The 16,746-nt window shown below is 71.4% G+C and carries 17 protein-coding genes; 7 read left to right on the forward strand and 10 right to left on the reverse strand.

The features are described from left to right. The first annotated feature begins 167 nt into the window (after positions 1–167). Positions 168–1,406 carry a hypothetical protein gene (locus tag ACZ7GZ_RS00005; RefSeq protein WP_471019096.1) on the forward strand — a complete coding sequence of 413 codons (1,239 nt, stop codon included), beginning with the start codon at positions 168–170 and terminating at the stop codon, positions 1,404–1,406. Between the two features lie 6 nt (positions 1,407–1,412). Here ACZ7GZ_RS00005 and ACZ7GZ_RS00010 read toward each other — a convergent pair whose 3' ends face one another. After that, the gene (locus tag ACZ7GZ_RS00010) at positions 1,413–1,616 is read right to left on the reverse strand and encodes a DUF397 domain-containing protein (protein WP_471019098.1); all 204 of its coding nucleotides are present in this window, start codon (positions 1,614–1,616) and stop codon (positions 1,413–1,415) included. After that, complete coding sequence (locus tag ACZ7GZ_RS00015) at positions 1,588–2,451, reverse strand: helix-turn-helix domain-containing protein (protein ID WP_471019101.1); 864 nt, start codon at positions 2,449–2,451, stop codon at positions 1,588–1,590. Before ACZ7GZ_RS00015 ends, ACZ7GZ_RS00010 begins: the two co-directional genes overlap by 29 nt. Before the next feature lie 112 nt (positions 2,452–2,563). Between ACZ7GZ_RS00015 and ACZ7GZ_RS00020 the strand changes: the two genes are divergently transcribed. Both ACZ7GZ_RS00020 and ACZ7GZ_RS00025 read left to right on the forward strand, forming a co-directional pair. Beyond that, positions 2,564–2,785: a hypothetical protein gene (locus tag ACZ7GZ_RS00020; protein WP_471019103.1), complete on the forward strand. Its 222-nt coding sequence runs from the start codon at positions 2,564–2,566 to the stop codon at positions 2,783–2,785. Then, positions 2,782–3,138 (forward strand): ATP-binding protein, encoded by a 357-nt coding sequence (locus ACZ7GZ_RS00025; RefSeq protein WP_471019106.1) that lies wholly within the window; start codon positions 2,782–2,784, stop codon positions 3,136–3,138. Before ACZ7GZ_RS00020 ends, ACZ7GZ_RS00025 begins: the two co-directional genes overlap by 4 nt. Positions 3,139–3,278: 140 nt before the next feature. On the opposite strand, the gene ACZ7GZ_RS00030 is transcribed toward ACZ7GZ_RS00025, so the two are convergent. The 4 genes from ACZ7GZ_RS00030 to ACZ7GZ_RS00045 form a co-directional block, all read right to left on the reverse strand. Next, entirely contained in the window at positions 3,279–4,496 is a 1,218-nt protein-coding gene (locus tag ACZ7GZ_RS00030; RefSeq protein WP_471019108.1) for an MFS transporter, read from the reverse strand. A 103-nt stretch (positions 4,497–4,599) separates the two neighbouring features. Further along, a complete protein-coding gene (locus ACZ7GZ_RS00035; protein WP_471020144.1) occupies positions 4,600–5,568 on the reverse strand; it encodes an endonuclease/exonuclease/phosphatase family protein in 969 nt (322 codons plus the stop codon). A 266-nt stretch (positions 5,569–5,834) separates the two neighbouring features. Then, positions 5,835–6,464 carry a TetR/AcrR family transcriptional regulator gene (locus ACZ7GZ_RS00040; RefSeq protein ID WP_471019111.1) on the reverse strand — a complete coding sequence of 210 codons (630 nt, stop codon included), beginning with the start codon at positions 6,462–6,464 and terminating at the stop codon, positions 5,835–5,837. 74 nt (positions 6,465–6,538) lie between these two features. Continuing rightward, complete coding sequence (locus ACZ7GZ_RS00045) at positions 6,539–8,125, reverse strand: MFS transporter (RefSeq protein ID WP_471019114.1); 1,587 nt, start codon at positions 8,123–8,125, stop codon at positions 6,539–6,541. Between the two features lie 199 nt (positions 8,126–8,324). Between ACZ7GZ_RS00045 and panB the strand changes: the two genes are divergently transcribed. The 3 genes from panB (at position 8,325) to ACZ7GZ_RS00060 (ending at position 11,231) form a co-directional block, all read left to right on the forward strand. Further along, complete coding sequence (gene panB / locus ACZ7GZ_RS00050) at positions 8,325–9,191, forward strand: 3-methyl-2-oxobutanoate hydroxymethyltransferase (protein WP_471019115.1); 867 nt, start codon at positions 8,325–8,327, stop codon at positions 9,189–9,191. A gap of 208 nt (positions 9,192–9,399) precedes the next feature. Then, entirely contained in the window at positions 9,400–10,425 is a 1,026-nt protein-coding gene (locus ACZ7GZ_RS00055; RefSeq protein ID WP_471019118.1) for an ATP-binding cassette domain-containing protein, read from the forward strand. Then, entirely contained in the window at positions 10,422–11,231 is an 810-nt protein-coding gene (locus ACZ7GZ_RS00060; protein WP_471019122.1) for an ABC transporter permease, read from the forward strand. Before ACZ7GZ_RS00055 ends, ACZ7GZ_RS00060 begins: the two co-directional genes overlap by 4 nt. A gap of 8 nt (positions 11,232–11,239) precedes the next feature. On the opposite strand, the gene ACZ7GZ_RS00065 is transcribed toward ACZ7GZ_RS00060, so the two are convergent. Further along, positions 11,240–14,509, reverse strand: coding sequence for an AfsR/SARP family transcriptional regulator (locus tag ACZ7GZ_RS00065; RefSeq protein ID WP_471019125.1), 3,270 nt, complete (start codon positions 14,507–14,509; stop codon positions 11,240–11,242). A 14-nt stretch (positions 14,510–14,523) separates the two neighbouring features. Further along, positions 14,524–14,847, reverse strand: coding sequence for a hypothetical protein (locus ACZ7GZ_RS00070; protein WP_471019128.1), 324 nt, complete (start codon positions 14,845–14,847; stop codon positions 14,524–14,526). 116 nt (positions 14,848–14,963) lie between these two features. Here ACZ7GZ_RS00070 and ACZ7GZ_RS00075 point away from each other — a divergent pair, with 116 nt between their 5' ends. Further along, complete coding sequence (locus tag ACZ7GZ_RS00075) at positions 14,964–15,764, forward strand: site-2 protease family protein (protein WP_471019133.1); 801 nt, start codon at positions 14,964–14,966, stop codon at positions 15,762–15,764. On the opposite strand, the gene ACZ7GZ_RS00080 is transcribed toward ACZ7GZ_RS00075, so the two are convergent. Together ACZ7GZ_RS00080 and npdG are read right to left on the reverse strand one after the other, a co-directional pair. Further along, positions 15,754–15,945 (reverse strand): hypothetical protein, encoded by a 192-nt coding sequence (locus tag ACZ7GZ_RS00080; protein ID WP_471019138.1) that lies wholly within the window; start codon positions 15,943–15,945, stop codon positions 15,754–15,756. The genes ACZ7GZ_RS00075 and ACZ7GZ_RS00080 overlap by 11 nt on opposite strands. A 61-nt stretch (positions 15,946–16,006) precedes the next feature. After that, positions 16,007–16,720: an NADPH-dependent F420 reductase gene (gene npdG, locus ACZ7GZ_RS00085; protein WP_471019141.1), complete on the reverse strand. Its 714-nt coding sequence runs from the start codon at positions 16,718–16,720 to the stop codon at positions 16,007–16,009. Positions 16,721–16,746 lie beyond the last annotated feature (26 nt).

Genomic DNA, 16,746 nt, shown 5'->3' on the forward strand with positions numbered 1-16,746 from the left:
CTCCGTGGGGAGGGACGACAACGATGTGATGGGCGGGGGCTCGCCGGCGAACGTTTACTGGCAGTCGGAAAAAAAACACCAACACGCTGACCCGGGGGGGGGGGGGGGGGGTGGGGGTTCCCCCACCCCCCACGCCCCCTCTTGCCGTCCGGCCCTACGATGCCTGCATGGCGGACTTACCACCACCCCCTGAGCTGCGCCTGCTCTCCAACGGGCTCCATGTTCCGATCAGCATCGGCAGCGACCGCGCGCGGCAGGTCCGCGCCCTTGAGGTGAGCGTCCGAGACGACCTGCACGCATTCGACCTCCTTCCGCTCGACGAGCCCGAGCGCGGCGCCCTGCGCCCGGCGGTCCTCTTCGCGTCGCTGCGGTGGCGCAACCCCCGGCTCAACGTGGACGAATACGCGGTGTTCTCGATCGTGGGGCTGCTGACGCCGACGGTCGTGACCGCAGGCATGGAGATCACCGCCCTCTTCCAGAACGGCAAACACAACGGCCCCTACGGTCCAGCTCTGACGGCACACGCCCTTTTCGCCTGGCTGGGCGGAGCCGTTCTGGCCGGGCTCCTACAGCTCCTGATCCGCCGGGTTGCGCGGCATCGGTACCGCCGGATCGACGGCCCCGACGTGATGGTGGCCGACCTGCTCGTCCCCGCGCTCTCCCTGCCCGTCGCCCTCCCCCTGCACCGCACCGTCACCGGGGTCCTTACGTCGGCCGCAGTCGCCGGCTGGCTCTTTGCCTGCTGCTGTTCCCTGGACGTGTCGGTGTTCCGGCTGGTCATGGCCGTCCTCGTCAACAGAACGACGACCCGCCGCTGCCGCCCCTACGACAGCCTGCTGATCCATACCGTGCGCCTGGCCGCCACCCTGCACCGCGACAGCCGCCGGCACCTCCCCGCCGCCACGGCCCGCCTCGCTTGCCACCAGCTCGAATCACTCGCCCTGGCCGCCCAGCGAACGATGACCGCACCGGGCCGGGCCCCCCTGCCTGTGCGGCGCCGACTCCGGCAGGACGGGCTGCGGTTGGCGGCTGTCCTCCGCGCCCACCAGGAAGCCGTGGCCACCGCGCACACCGTGGCGGACGCGGACCGGATCGTCGCCTCCCTGCTGGCGGCGGCCGAGGCGTTCGCCACCGGAGACCGGGAGGCACTGCTCGCCAACGCCCCCGAGTCGGTGACCGTCGTACGCAGGGTCTACCAGGCCGTGGTACGGGCCTGGCCGCCGCTGGTGCTGATCGCCTGCGGCGTGCTCCTGCCCCTGCTCCCCCCACTCGCCCAACAGACAGCAGTGGCCGGAAGCCTGCGCTGGAGCCTCGTCGTCGCCGGCGTACTCACCTTCGCTGCGGGACAGGACGTCGCGGGCCGTGTCGGGGGAGTACTGGAGAAGACCCTGCCCTGGCGGCGGTAACCGACCTCAGCGGGACTTCAGCGCGGTGATGAAGGGGGTCCAGGCGGTGGGGGTGAGGAGGAGGGTGGGGCCGCCGGGGACCTTCGAGTCGCGGACGGGGACGAGGGCGGGGATGTTGGGGGCTACTTCGACGCAGTTGCCGCCGCTTTCGTTGCTGTAGCTGCTCTTGAGCCAGAGCACTTCACTCAAGTCGATCCGGTTGCTTGCCATTTCGGTAATCCTCTGCCGCTGCCTTGATCATGGCGAGGGACGTGTCTGGTGACAGCGCGACGGCCCTGAGCCGATCGTATGCCTTGCGGTACTGCTCCACGAAGGCTGGATCATCGATGGTGTCCCCGGTGTAGGACGCCTCGGTGTACACCAGTGGCGGGGCATCCGGGAACGTCATGGTCATGACGGAGGCGGCCATCAGGGGATACGCCTTCTGCTTCCGCGGAACGATCTGCGGAGTGATCCGGCGCCGGTCCGCCAACTCCGCGATGTGATCGAGCTGTTCGGCCATTTCCTGGCACTCCAGGAGCGGTTCGGTGAGCAACGACTCGTGCAGGATGGCCCAGTACTCCGGGGTGTGGTGGTCCGCTTCGAAGAGGTCAGCGCGCGCCCTCCGGGCCCTGACCTTCTCCTCCACCTCGGCGTCGGCGGACAGCGGAAGGCCCGCCAGGATGACGGCCCTCGCGTAGGCCGGAGTCTGAAGCAGCCCCGGGAAGAGGTTGGGGCTCCACTCCTCGATGGTCAGGGCGTGCTTCTCCGCCTCCAGTACCTTCGCGAAGTACTCGGCATGCCCAGCCCTCTTAGCCTTCCGCACGTCCTCACAGTTCCGCTCGAAGAACCCGTCCGTCTCCAGTACCCGATCCGCATGCCGGGCCAGGTCGAGCGGCATCCTCCGCTCCCCGCGCTCGATGTCGCTGAGGTAGGTCTTGCCGTAGAAGCTGCCCTCGAGGAACGCTTCCAGCGACAGGCCCGCCGCCTCCCTCTTCCACCGCAACTCCTTGCCGTAGAAGGTCGGGACGCTCATCGAGCCGTCGATGTCCTTGCGCCGTGCCATCGCTCACCTTTCGCTGCCCTGGTCGCGAACGCGAAACCTCTTTTACGGTAGCGAGCAGCGCGACAGTCTGTGAGGAGTACGTCACACACCGCACAGAAGGTCACCGACAACCATGTCCGACCACTCCCCCACCGCCTTCGACGTGACCCTCTGCGTCGAGGACCTCCGCTCCGCCCTCGCCCTGCACGGCATCACGCTTCCGTCCCTCCGCGTGGATCTGCCGAGCTTCGCGGGTACGTACGCCCCGCCCGCCGGACTCGTCACGCTCGGGAACTGCAACACGGCCACGGCGCGGGCGCTGGCCGCCGCGCTCAGGAAGACGGCGGGCCGGTGAGGACCGTGCTCGAACTCCGTCTGCTCGCCACGCCGAAGGCCGCGCCGAAACTGCGGCACCACCTCCGTGGACACGGCTTCGAGGTCCGTCTGTGCGCGACGGAGTTACTGACGAACGTGATCGACCACGTGGGCGAGGGCACACCGGTGACCGTACGGGTCATCGGTACGGCGGCGGATCACGGCCGTACCCGCATCGAGGTGACCGACCCCGCCCCGCTCGCCCTGCCCGTCCTGCTGTCCGCAACAGAAGTGGCGGAGTCCGGGCGGGGGTTGGCGCTGCTCGAGGCGCTCGCCGAACGGTGGGGCGTGGAGCAGTGGGCCGACCGGAAGACGGTCTGGTGCGAGCTGTGAAGTTGCCGTGGGGCCGCCCGCTTCTTGGGCCAGTGTCGGGAAGCGAGCGGTCCGACGGCAACTGGCAGGCGTGGGGCCACAGCAGCGGACTTCACCTCACTGCCCGGCCGACCGAGTCGGGTGGGCGGGCGGCACGGAAGTCAGTGGTGCAGCGCCCCCGACCCCTCCGGCACGTGCGAGCTGACGACCCGCCCCGCCGACGGAGTCGCCCGGCGCCGGTCCACCGCGTACGCCACGCTCGCCACGCCCAGCCCCAGCACCGCCAGCATCGCGCCCGCCAGCGCGGGGGACGTCGTGCCGAAGCCCGCCGCGAGGGCGAGGCCGCCGATCCAGGCGCCGCCGGCGTTCGCCAGGTTGAAGGCCGCCTGGTTGGCGGAGGAGGCCAGGGACGGGGCCGCTGCCGCCTTCTCCATCACCATCAGCTGGAGGGGTGAACCCGTGATGAACGCCGCCATGCCCAGCAGCGCCACCGCCAGGGCCGCGGTCCACTCCGCGCGCATGAGCAGCGGGAAGAGCAGCAGGACCGCGGCCAGAGAAGCCAGGCCGCCGAACAGTGTGCCCCGCAGGGAGTGGTCGGCCAGCCGGCCGCCCAGCAGGTTGCCCGCCGTGGCGCCCACACCGAACAACGCGAGCAGCAGGGTCACGTTCGTCTCGGCGTAGCCCGCCGCGTCCGTCAGCATCGGGGTGACGTAGCTGTAGGCCGCGAAGAGCGCGCCGAAGCCCGCCACCGTCGTACCGAGGGCCAGCCAGACCGGGAGGGAACGCAGGGCGGCCAGTTCGCCGCGCAGGCCGGCCGACGAGGCGGCGTGTGCCCGGTCCCGCGGGATCAGCAGGGCCAGCGAGGCGATCGCCGCCAGGCCGATCACGCTCACGCCCAGGAACGTCGCACGCCAGCCCAGGTGCTGGCCGACCAGCGTCGCCACCGGCACGCCCGCGATGTTGGCGACGGTCAGGCCGAGGAACATCAGGGAGACGGAGCGGGCCTTGCGCTCCGGCGGGACCATCGACGTCGCCACGACCGCGCCCACGCCGAAGAAGGCACCGTGCGGCAGGCCGCTGAGGAAGCGGGCGGCGAGGAGGGAGCCGTTGCCGGGGGCGAACGCCGACAGGGCGTTGCCCGCCACGAACAGGGCCATCAGGGCGATCAGGACCGTGCGGCGGGACATGCGGGCCGTGAGCGCGGCGAGCAGCGGGGCGCCGATCACCACGCCCAGCGCGTACGCCGATACCAGGTGTCCGGCGGTGGGGATGGAGATGTGCAGGTCGTCCGCGACGTCGGGGAGCAGCCCCATCATCACGAACTCGGTCGTACCTATTCCGAAAGCGCCGACGGCCAGGGCGAGCAGGGCCAGGGGCATGAAGGGCCTGTGCCTTTCCACGTGAGAGTCAAGGAGAGCGGAGTTCCGTACAGCCTATGTTCAGCAACGGAACAAAATCTCTCAGGCCCGTTGTTCCACCGGGTTACGAGGATGTGTCCAGCTTCACACGGGCGGCCACCGGAAGGTGGTCGCTGCCGGTGCGCGGCAGTGTCCAGGAGCTCTCCGGCTCCACGCCCCGGACCATGATCTGGTCGATCCGCGCCATCGGGAACGACGCCGGCCAGCTGAACCCGAAACCGCTGCCCGCCGCGCCCTGCGTGGAACGCATCTGGGAGGTGACGGCGTTGAGCGAGCGGTCGTTCATCGTGCCGTTCAGGTCACCGAGCAGGACGACCCGCTTCAGGGGCTCGTCGGCGATGGCCTCGCCGAGCGCGTCGGCGCTCTTGTCGCGCTGGCGGGCGGTGAACCCGGCCTCCACCTTCACCCGCACCGAGGGCATGTGGGCGACGTACACCGCGATGGGGCCGTGCGGGGTGGTGACGTTGGCCCGCATCGCGCGCTTCCAGCCGAGCTTGATGTCCACCGCCTGCACATCGCTCATCGGGTACCTGCTCCACAGGCCGACCGTGCCGACGACCGCGTGGTACCGGTACGTCGGTGCGAGCGCCTTCTCGTAGACGGCCACGGCCGCACCGGGGACCTCCTCCAGGGCCAGGACGTCGGCGCCGGAGGAGGCGACGTCCTGGGCGGTCACGGCGGGGTCGGGGTTGTCGGCGTTGACGTTGTGGGTCGCCACCATCAGGTCGCCGCCCGAGCCCGACTTGTCGGTGAGCAGCCCGCCGAAGAGGTTCAGCCACACGATCGCCGGGAGCAGTACGGCGATGAGCGCGGTCGCCGACTTCCGGATCAGGCCGAGCAGCAGCAGGACCGGGATGGCGAGGCCGAGCCAGGGCAGAAACGTCTCGGTCAGACTGCCGAGGTTGCCCAGCCGGTTCGGGATGCGCGAGTGCACCAGCATCACCAGGGCGAGGAGCAGGGCGAGGACCGCGAGGATGATGCCGCGGCGCCAGACCCGTGGATCCCCGCGCCAGCCGGCGAGCAGGCGGTGCATCAGGCGCCGAAGCCGGGATCCCGGTCGCTCGGGCCCCGAGCCGCCGTCCGCCGTCTCCGTCATGTACGCCTGCTGCGCCATACCGCCTGCCTCACTGCCTGCCGTGCACACCGTCGTCCCCGTGTTCTTCCGACCCTAGGGGATGATCGGCTCCGTTCCCGCCGTCCCATGACGGCCGTACGGAAGACGAGGACGTACGAGGCGGGGCGGGGAGTTCCGTTCACTCCCCGACAGCCGGGGTCTGTGACGAAACGCGCACATGAGTGCTACGAGGCTGTCGAGCTGACGGGCCGTAGGCCTTCCAGGACCGTGTCGACGATCTGCTCGGCCAGGCCCTCGGGCAGCTCGGCGTCCGGGCGCAGCACGGCCCGGGTGAGCATGGGGCCGACGAGCATGTCGTTGGCCAGTTCCAGGTCGACGTCCGCCCGGAGTTCGCCGTTGCGCTGGCCGCGGCGCAGCACTTCCAGACCGAGGACGCGCCGCGGCGCGACGACGTTCGCGTGGTACGCGGCCCAGATCCTGGGGCTGCTCTTCATCTGGGCGTGGGCGTTGTGCAGGATCGCCGACGTCCGGCTGGCGAGGCCGCGCTGGCGCAGGTTCTCCAGCAGGACGACGAGGTCGTCGCGCATGGACACGCCGGGGAGTTCGGGGTCGGCGGGTTCAACGGCGCGTACCACGTCGATGAAGAGTTCCTCCTTGCCGCTCCAGCGGCGGTAGATGGTGGCCTTGCCGACCCCGGCGGTGCGGGCGATGCGCTCGATGGAGAGTTCGGCGAGGCAGACGCCGTCCTCCAGGAGCTTCATCACGCCCTCGATGATGGCGCGTTCCACGGCCTCGCTACGGGGCCTGCCCCGTACGGGGCCGACCGGGCGCGGCCGGCTTTCGGCAAGGCTCACGTCGATCCGTCCTCTCACTGTGCTGCGGGAATTGTCCCGCAGCCGCCTCCTTCCCCCGTGGAGCCGCGGTCTCGTCAGTCGGCGGCCGCGACCAACTCCGCTTCCTTCTCGCCCCGCTCCGCGGCGGGCGGCTTGCCCGGCAGGAACAGGGCCGTGACGACGGCGCCGATCAGTGCGACGCCCACCCCGCACAGCGCGGTGACGTGCATGGCGTGCAGGAACGCGTCGTCGGCGGGCGTGACCAGGGCCTTGCCCCGCGGGCCGAGCTTGCCGGCGATGCCGAGGGTGGCCTCGATGGACTCGGCGGCCTTGTCGCGCAGGGCGGGCGGCAGCATGCCGAGCTTGCCCTCGATGCCGTTGCGGTACGAGGTGGCGAGCACCGAGCCGAGGACGGCGATGCCGAGCGCGCCGCCGACCTGGCGGAAGGTGTTGCTGAGCGCGGAGGCGGAGCCGGCCTTCTCGCGCGGCAGCGCCTGCATGATGACGACCGAGGTCGGCGTCATGATGTGCGCCATGCCGGTGCCCATGAGGAAGAAGACGACCTCGAGCAGCCAGATCGGCGTGTCGGCCTCGAAGGTGGCGAACATGGCCAGCGTCACCGCGATCAGCACCAGGCCGGCGGTGGTGGTGGCCTTGTTGCCGAACCGGTCGACCAGCAGCCGGGCGCGCGGCGCGAAGATCAGCTGGGCGGCGGCGAGCGGCAGCATCAGCACACCGGACTCCAGCGGGGAGTAGCCGCGCACGCTCTGGGTGTAGAAGACGCCGAAGAACGTGACGCCCATCAGCGCGAAGAAGACCAGCGCGATGGCGCTCATGGCGGCCGAGAAGACCTTGTTCTTGAAGTAGGTCACGTCGAGCGACGGGTGGTCGCTGCGCTTCTCGAAGACGACGAAACCGGCCAGCACGGCGAGACCGGCGAGGATCGTCGCCAGCACCTTGGCGTCGGTGAAGTCGGCGAGCTCGCCGCCCTTGATGATGCCGTAGACCAGCAGGACCAGGCCGACGACGGACAGGACGACGCCGACGGGGTCGAGGCGGCCCGGCCGGGGGTCGCGGGAGTCGGGCACCAGCCAGGTCATCAGCACCAGCGCGACGATCACGATCGGCACGTTGACGAAGAAGACCGAGCCCCACCAGAAGTGGTCGAGGAGCGCGCCGCCGGTGATCGGCCCGATGGCGATGGCGAGGCCGACGCCGCCGGCCCAGATGCCGATGGCCTTGGGCTGCTCCTCGCGCTCGAAGACGTTCATCAGGACGGCGAGGGTGGCGGGCATCACGAAGGCGGCACCGAGGGCCATCAGGGCGCGGTAGGCGATCAGCTGGCCCGGCGAGCCGGACTCGGCGGCGAGCATCGAGCCGATGCCGAACACGGCGATGCCGCCGAGGAGCACCCTCTTGCGGCCGAGGCGGTCGCCGATGAGGCCGGCGGTGAACAGCAGGCCGGCGAAGACGAGGGTGTAGGCGTTGATCGCCCACTCGATCTGGCCCTGGGTGGCGCCGAGGCCGGTCGGCGCGGGGCTGGAGATGGTCTTGATGGCGACGTTCAGGATCGAGTTGTCGAGCACCACGATCAGCAGGCTGAGCATGAGCACGCCGAGGATCGCCCAGCGGCGCCGGTGCACCGCTTCCGGTATCCGGGAGGCAGGGACGGGACTTGTCATGTGTTCGAGCCTACGACCATTTCGATACGGAACGGTCTCGTATCTTAGTTCTTTACCAAGGCCTTACACGCGGCGGCCCTGTGGTCCCGGGCGGGGATCACAAGGGCCCCCTCTGGTCCTGACTGGCACGAGGTGCCACCATGGAGACGATCCGGGGACGCCGTCAGGGCGCCTCGAGATGACTGAAGGAGCCGTTGCCATGACGCAGCTTTCGGCTGCCCAGAACAAGCCTTCCGACGGCAGCAAGGCGCTGTACGGGGGGAAGGGCACCCGCCGCATCACCGTCCGCGACATCACGCTCGCCAAGGAGCGGGGCGAGAAGTGGCCCATGCTCACCGCCTACGACGCGATGACCGCGTCCGTGTTCGACGAGGCCGGGATCCCGGTGATCCTGGTCGGCGACTCGGCGGGCAACTGCCACCTCGGGTACGAGACGACCGTGCCCGTCACCCTCGACGAGATGACGATGCTGTCGGCGGCCGTGGTCCGCGGCACGCAGCGCGCCCTGATCGTCGGCGACCTCCCCTTCGGTTCCTACCAGGAGGGCCCGGTGCAGGCGCTGCGCTCGGCGACCCGGCTGGTGAAGGAGGCCGGGGTCGGCGCGGTCAAGCTGGAGGGCGGCGAGCGCTCGCACGAGCAGATCCGGCTGCTGGTGGAGTCCGGCATCCCGGTCATGGCCCACATCGGGCTGACCCCGCAGTCCGTCAACGCGATGGGCTACCGCGTGCAGGGCCGCGGCGAGGAGGCGGCGCAGCAGCTGCTGCGGGACGCGAAGGCGGTGCAGGACGCGGGTGCCTTCGCGGTCGTCCTGGAGCTGGTGCCGGCGGAGCTGGCGGCCGAGGTGACGCGGGTGCTGCACGTTCCGACGGTGGGGATCGGCGCCGGTCCCGAGACGGACGCACAGGTGCTGGTCTGGACGGACATGCTCGGGCTGACCTCCGGCCGGGTCCCGAAGTTCGTCAAGAAGTACGCGGACCTCCGTGAGGTCATGGGCAGCGCGGCGAAGGCGTTCGCGGAGGACGTCGTCGGCGGGACGTTCCCGCTGGAGGAACACTCCGTCCACTGAGCCATCGCGGCAACACCGGGCAGCCCGCCGATCTTCCCCCGTCGGCGGGCTGACCCGTTCCTGCGCCTGAGCCGGCGCCGCTCCCGCGGAGGTGGTCGCTCGGCGTCGTGGTTCCTCGATGGACGGTCGCGGTGGTCGTCGGGAACTTGTCGGTGGCTGTCGGTGGCTTGTCGGTGGTTTGTCGGTGGGCGCTGGCACTGTCTGACGCATGACGCGAATCGATGACAACCCCGTCGGCGCAAGCCACGCAGTGACGGTACGGGGACTGGTCAAGCACTACGGCGAGACCAAGGCGCTGGACGGTGTGGACCTGGACGTGCGCGAGGGCACCGTGATGGGTGTGCTCGGCCCGAACGGCGCCGGCAAGACCACCCTCGTACGGATTCTGTCCACCCTGATCACCCCGGACGCCGGCCAGGCCACCGTGGCCGGGTACGACGTCGTACGGCAGCCGCGGCAGTTGCGCCGGGTGATAGGCCTCACCGGGCAGTACGCCTCCGTCGACGAGAAGCTCCCCGGCTGGGAGAACCTGTACATGATCGGCCGGCTGCTGGACCTGTCCCGAAAGGACGCCCGCGCCCGCGCCGACGAGCTGCTGGAGCGGTTCTCCCTGACGGAGGCGGCCAGGCGGCCGGCGAGCACGTACTCCGGTGGTATGCGGCGACGGCTGGATCTCGCCGCCTCGATGATCGGCCGGCCGGCCGTGCTCTACCTCGACGAGCCGACCACCGGACTCGACCCCCGTACCCGCAACGAGGTGTGGGACGAGGTGAAGGCGATGGTCGGCGACGGTGTCACCGTGCTGCTGACCACCCAGTACATGGAGGAGGCCGAGCAACTCGCCTCCGAGCTGACGGTCGTGGACCGCGGCAAGGTCATCGCCACCGGCGGCATCGAGGAGCTGAAGGCCCGCGTCGGCGGGCGCACCCTCCGGGTCCGGCCGGTCGACCCGCTGCAGCTGCGCCCGCTCGCCGGCATGCTGGACGAACTGGGCGTCACCGGGCTCGCCGGCACCACCGTGGACGCCGAGACCGGGACGCTGCTGGTGCCGATCCTCAGCGACGAACAGCTGACGGCCGTGGTCGGCGCGGTCACCGCGCGCGGCATCACCATCTCCTCCATCAGCACCGAACTGCCCAGCCTGGACGAGGTGTTCCTGTCCCTCACCGGCCACCGCGCCAGTGCCCCGCAGGACACCACGCCCGCCGAAGCCCGCCAGGAGGTCGCCGTATGAGCGCCGCCATTGTCACCGACACCGACGTCCGCATCCCGCTGCGCGGGCACCTGCGGCACACCGGCGCGCTCATCCGCCGCAACCTGCTCTGGATCCGCCAGGACCCCGAGTCGATGTTCGACGCGCTGCTGATGCCGGTCGTCTTCACGCTGCTGTTCGTGTACGTCTTCGGCGGCTCGATCGGGCAGGCGCTGGGCGGCGGCCAGGGCCAGTACGTGCAGTACGTCATCCCCGGCATGATCGCGATGATGAGCATGACCCTGTCGCAGGGCGTCGGCACCGGGTTCAGCCAGGACTTCAACAGCGGCGTCATGGACCGGTTCCGGTCGCTGCCGATCGGCCGCGGGTCCGTGCTGTTCGCGAAGATCGCCGTCGAGCTGGCCCGCATGCTGTTCGCCACGACCGTGCTGATGGTCGTCGCCGTGCTGGTCGGGTTCCACATCCACCACTGGGCCGGTCTGTTCGCGGCCGTGGGTCTGTCCGCGCTGTTCGCCTCCTCGATCATGTGGGTGTTCCTCACCCTCGGCGTGATCCTGAAGAACGCGCAGTCCGTGCAGGCGATGGGCTTCCTGGTGCTGTTCCCGCTGCAGTTCGGGTCCTCGATCTTCGCGCCGCCGAGGTCGATGCCGGGCTGGCTGCAGCACTTCACCGACTACAACCCGCTGTCCACGCTCGCGGACGCGGCCCGCGGCCTGATGGTCGGCGGACCGGTCGCGCATCCCCTGTGGGTGACGCTGGCCTGGTCGGCGGCCATCACGGCGGTCATGGCACCGGTCGCCATCCACAAGTTCCGCACCAAGAGCTGAGCCGTGGCTCAGATCAGGGCGGTGGCCTCCGAGAGGGAGAGGCCACCGCCCTCGGCGTACGCGGCCCGGTAGACCGGCTCGTCCAGGACCTGGCGGATCCGGGCCTCGGCCAGGTCGTGGCACCGCAGCTCGACGCCGGAGAGGATGTGGCCGGCCGGCAGCAGGGCGTCGGCGGCGCCCAGGCAGCGGGCGGCGTCGGCGGCGCGGCTGCCGCCGTCCAGTCCGGCGAGGGCCGTCGCCGCGGTGGTGAGGCAGACGGAGTTCAGGTGCGGGGCGATCGCCTGGGCCAGCGGTTCGCAGGTGAGGCGCAGCGCCCGCCGGCACCGGTCCAGGGCGGCCCCGGCCTGACCGTCGAGAGCGTCGAGCCAGGCCTCCTGGCAGAGGATCATGGAGTCGAAGACGACGAAGTGTGAGATCTTGAACTCCTCGCGCAGCAGGCGCAGTTGCTCCCGGGCCTCGGGGATGCGACCGGTCAGGCCCAGCCAGCAGCCGAGGAAGAGCCGGGCGGCGGGCATCGCCTCGTTGAGGGAGCCTTCCTGGCTCGCGATGACGTCCCGGAGCAGTTGTTCGCCGCGCTCCCGGTCGCCCGTCTCCATGAGCACGCTGCCGAGGCGAGCGCGGAGGATGGCCATCTGGCCGCGGGCGCCGAGGCGTTCGGCGTGTTCGATGGCCGCCCGGTAGTCCTCGGCGGCCTCGCGGTAGGCACCCTGGCGTTCATGGGCCTCGCCGCGGGCGGACAGCGCCTCCGCGGTACCCCAGGCGTCGTCGAGGCGGCGGAAGATCTCCAGCGACTCCTCGGCGTCGCGGGTGGCGTTGCCGGCCCAGGCGGCGCGGTTGGCGCGGAGGTTGGCGCGCAACTGCAGGGTCAGGGCCAGTTCCCACTCGAAACCGGGGGTGTCGCGGCAGGTCTGGACGCAGGCGTCGATGACGGCCCACATCCGCTCGGCCCCGCCGGTCAGCATGACGGCGAAGAACCAGAGCAGGCCGGGCACCCGGCAGGTCTGCGGCAGCCCGGGCTCGTAGGTCTCCACGATGGCGCGCAGCTTGGCCTGCGCCTCGGGCGTCTGCCACGTCTCCATGTCGTGGTCCATGCAGGAGAGATGCGCGAGATGGACGCCGCGCCGGGCCTCGGCGAGGACGTCACCGGTGTACGGGGGCGGGGCGTCGGTGCAGCGCTGCCACAGCGGCGGGGCGGGCCGCACCGGCACGGCGAAGGGGTCGGGGCCGAGCGCCATGACCTCCTCGCACCACGTGCGGGTCTCGATGCGCTGGTCCCGCATCTGCCAGAAGACCACCAGGGACAGCACCAGGCACAGCGCCTCCTGCTCGTCCCGGGCGGCGACGGCGTGCCGCAGCGCGGTGCGCAGGTTCTCGTACTCCAGCTGGAACCGGTCGACGGCGGTCCGCTGCTCCCGGCCGCGCAGCAACCCGTCGGTGACGCGGGCGAGTTCGCGGTAGTACGTCAGGTGGGCGCGCTCGGCGTCGGCGCGGCGGCCCATCTCGTCCAGCCGTTCGCCGGCGTACTCGGCGACGGTCTCCAGGAGCCGGTAGCGCATCCCGCCGTCGGCCCCCTCGCCTGGCAAAGGCGCGGCCACCACCAGGGACTTGTCGACCAGCGAGCCGAGTGCGTCCAGGGCGACGGGCCCGCACACGGCCTCGGCGGCGGCCAGGTCGCAGCCGCCCGCGAAAACGGACAGCCGGGCGAGGACGTCCCGTTCGTCCGTGTCGAGCAGTTCCCAGGACCAGTCCACGACGGCCCGCAGGGTCTGCTGGCGGGGCAGCACGGTGCGACTGCCGGAGGTGAGCAGCCGGAAGCGGTCGTCGAGGCGGTCGGCTATCTGGCGCGGGGTGAGCATGCGCAGCCGCGCCGCCGCCAGTTCGATCGCGAGGGGCAGTCCGTCCAGCCGCCGGCAGATCTCGGCGCACGCCCCGGGATCGTCCCCGGTACGGAATCCGGGCCGGGCCGCCGCGCCCCGGTCGGCGAGCAGCCGCAGCGCGACCGGCTCCGGCAGCGGCTCCACCGGACGCACCAGCTCCCCCGGCACACCGAGGGGTTCCCGGCTGGTGGCGAGGACGGTCAGCCCGGGGCAGCGGGCCAGCAGCCGCTCGGTGAGGTGGGCGGCGGCCTCGACGACATGCTCGCAGTTGTCGAGCACGATCAGCATCCGGCGCCGCGCGCAGTGCTCCACGAGCCGTTCGAGGGGGTCGTCGTAGCGGTCGGCGACCGCGCGGATGGTCTCGGCGCCGGCGCCGTGCAGCACGGTCTCGCGGGCGCCGATCGCGGTGAGCACGGCCTGCGGTACGGCGTCGGGGTCGTCCACGGGTGCGAGCTCGGCCAGCCACACCCCGTCCCGGACGGTGTGCCGTACCGCTTCGGCGGCCTCCTGGGACAGCCGGGTCTTCCCGGCGCCGCCGGGCCCGAGCAGGGTGACCAGGCGGGCGGCGGCGAGATCGGCGCCGATGGCCTCGATGTCGGCTTCCCGGCCGACGAAGGAGGTCAGCCGGGCGGGCAGGTTGCCGAGGACCCGGCGCTCGGGCTCGGGCGGAGCCTCCGTGAGCAGCAACTCCGCGTGCAGGGTGCGCAGTTCGGGGCCGGGGTCGGAGCCGAGCCGGTCCGCGAGCAGCCGTCGTACGTCCTCGTAGGCGGCGAGTGCCTGGGCCGGGCGGCCGGTGTCGCGCAGGGCGCGCAGCCGCAGCGCCTGCAGCGGCTCGTCGAGCGGGTGGTCGTCGCACAGGGCGGTCAGCTCGGGCAGGGACCGCTCGGCGTGCCCGAGGGCGAGGGCGGCGGTGTGCCGGGCGCGCAGGGCGTCGCGGCGGCGGGTCTCCCAGCGGGCCGCCTCGGCCGTGTGGTCGGGCAGGTCGGCGAGGGCGGGACCGCGCCACAGGGCGAGCGCGTCGTCGAGGACGGCGGCGGCCTTGGCCGGGTCTCCGTCGGCGAGTGCGGCGAGGCCGTCGCCGGTCAGCCGCTCGAAGCGGGTGAGGTCGACGTCGTCGGGCGTGCCGGTGAGGCGGTAGCCGCCCTCGGCGGAGGCGACGGCGTCCGCGCCGAGGGTGCGGCGCAGCCGGCCGACGAGTGCCTGGAGCGCCCCGGCGGCGTCGGCGGGCGGCTCGGCGCCCCACACCTCGTCGACCAGCACGCCCACGGGCACGGTCCGACCGGTCCGCAGCGCGAGCACGCCCAGCAGGGCACGCAGCCGCGCCCCGCCGACCGGGACGGCCGTACCGTCGGGGCGGAGTACCTCGGTGGTGCCGAGCAGGCGATAGCGCACGGGGTCCATTGTCTCCGGAACAGTCAGGGGCGGTCACGGCGTTGCGCCGGTGCGCCGTCGGGGACGTCGAGGGTGACGAGGGCGCCGACGGCGATGCGGACACGGTACGGAACCCGCCGCGGCGGCCGCTCCTCCTCCCGGAAGCCCCGGAAGCCCCGGAACCACCTGGGACACCTGTCGACGGGCTCCAGGGTCCGTGCGCCGACGGTCTTCCGGTTCGGGCCGCCGTGGTTCTCCACCCACGCCTCCTCCTCGTCGACGGTAACCAGCCGCCGGCCGACTTCCTGGCCCACGCCGAACGGCCTGCCGCGGCACTCCCTCTGCCGGTCCTCGTAGAACACCCTCATCCCTGGCATCCCCCCAGGTTTCCAGGAACCGGACGGCGAGCGCGAGACGTTTCCCCCTCGCGTGCGCGGCCGGTACGGTCGCACTCGACCGTCCCCGTCCGCACAGGAGTCTGCCGATGACCACCGCCACCACCCGCCGCGGCGAACGCCGAGTCAGTCCGGTGTTCGCCGGGATCCTGGCCGTGACGGCGGTGACGGGCTGGGCCACCTGGAGCGGGTACGCGGCGCAGCCGGGCGTCGCGGTGTTCCTGTTCGTGACGGCGGCCTGGATCGTCTCCCTGTGCCTGCACGAGTACGCGCACGCGCGCACCGCCCTGCACAGCGGGGACATCACGGTCGGCGCCAAGGGCTACCTCACGCTGAACCCGCTGAAGTACACGCACGCGCTGCTGAGCATCGTGCTCCCGGTGCTCTTCGTGATCATGGGCGGGATCGGTCTGCCGGGTGGCGCGGTGTTCATCGAGCGCGGCCGGATCCGGGGCCGCTGGCGGCACAGCCTGATCTCGGCGGCGGGTCCGCTGACGAACGTGCTGTTCGCGGCCGTGTGCACCGCACCGTTCTGGCTGCACGGCCTGGACGGCGTCCCCGCCGACTTCCAGTACGCGCTGGCGTTCCTGGCCCTGCTCCAGGTGACGGCCGCGATCCTGAACTTCCTGCCGGTGCCGGGCCTGGACGGCTACGGCGTCATCGAGCCCTGGCTGTCGTACAAGGTGAAGCGCCAGGTGGAGCCGTTCGCGCCGTTCGGCCTGCTGTTCGTGTTCGCGCTGCTGTGGGTGCCGTCGGTCAACACCGTGTTCTTCGACGTCATAGACGCGCTTCTGCAGCATCTGGGCGTGGGCGACTTCCCGCGCTACTGCGGTCAGGAGCTGTACCGCTTCTGGCAGGGCACCCCCGAGATCTGCCAGGTCAACCCGTGACGGACTTGCCCTGCCCGGCGGCGGTCCGGCCGCGCTTGACGTAGTACCAGGTCATGTTGGACGTCAGGCCCGCCAGCAGCACCCACACGATCCCCAGCCAGCTGCCCTGGAGGAAGGAGACGACGGCGGCGGCCACGGAGAGGACGCACACGACGAGGGTGTAGAGGGCGATGCGGGGCATGGGGTCGGCTCCGGATCCTGTCGGGGGGACACTGCTGAGGTCACCAGTGTCCCCCATGAGGTCACACGTCCGTGACGCGGAGCCCGGCGTGCGCCTTGTAGCGGCGGTTGACGGAGATCAGGTTCGCGACGAGCGACTCGACCTGGTGGGCGTTGCGCAGCCGCCCGGCGAAGATGCCGCGCATCCCGGGGATGCGCCCGGCGAGGGCCTGCACGATCTCGACATCGGCCCGCTCCTCACCCAGCACCATGACATCGGTGTCGATCTGCTCGGTCTCCGGGTCCTGGAGCAGGACGGCCGACAGGTGGTGGAAGGCGGCGGTGACCCGGGAGTCCGGCAGCAGGGCGGCGGCCTGCTCGGCTGCGCTGCCCTCCTCGGGCTTGAGGGCGTAGGCGCCCTTCTTGTCGAAGCCGAGCGGGTTGACGCAGTCCACGACGAGCTTGCCGGCCAGCTCCTCGCGCAGGGACTTCAGCGTGTCGCCGTGGCCGTCCCACGGGACGGCGACGATCACGATGTCGCTGCGGCGCGCGGTCTCGGCGTTGTCCGCGCCCTCGACGCCGTGACCGAGTTCCCCGGCGGCGGCCCGGGCGCGCTCGGCGGCACGGGACCCGATGATCACCTTCTGGCCGGCCCGGGCGAGCCGGTAGGCGAGGCCCTTGCCCTGCGGTCCGGTGCCGCCGAGCACGCCGACGACGTACCCGGAGACGTCGGGCAGGTCCCAGGGGTCCTTGGCGGGGGCCTTGGCAGGGGTCTGTGCGCTGTCGGTAGAGGTCATGGAGGTGAGCCTACGTCCGCGGCGCG

This window comes from Streptomyces sp. NPDC037288 (assembly GCF_055603265.1).